Origin of the sequence: Paraburkholderia sp. EG286B (assembly GCF_040965655.1) — a bacterium.
GTDB lineage: Bacteria > Pseudomonadota > Gammaproteobacteria > Burkholderiales > Burkholderiaceae > Paraburkholderia.
The window spans coordinates 1-366 of record NZ_JBFRCF010000195.1; the positions used below are offsets into that span (position 1 = coordinate 1).

Genomic DNA, 366 nt, shown 5'->3' on the forward strand with positions numbered 1-366 from the left:
TCGGATCGGCGGCGTGGCCTTTGCGCGCGAGGATGATTTCTTCCGCCGGCAGTTTCGCCAGATGCTCAGCGGTGAAACTGTGGACCGTCAGGCAGTAGTTGCAACCGTTCACTTCGGAGACTGCCAGGCCGATGCTGTCGCGCGTCTTCACATCGAGCGCCTTGCTCAGGGAGCCGAGCAGGTAGGCCCAGGCGTTGAACGCGATCGGGCTTTGCGCGAACGCAGCCATCATGTTCGGCGTGAAGCCGATGTTCTTGGCGAAGCCATCGAGCGTTGCCTTCGATTCGGCGGGTACTTGTTCCGGCGTAAGAATGGTGGTACGGGTCATGATAGGATCTCTGATTAATTCGTACTACTTATTAAGAA

At 57.7% G+C, this 366-nt stretch carries 1 protein-coding gene; it reads right to left on the minus strand.

Translation table 11 applies throughout. The features are described 5' to 3' along the window. The coding region (locus tag AB4Y42_RS44380) for a carboxymuconolactone decarboxylase family protein (RefSeq protein ID WP_368697915.1) at positions 1–328 on the minus strand (328 nt) is incomplete at its 3' end. Between the last annotated feature and the right edge of the window lie 38 nt (positions 329–366).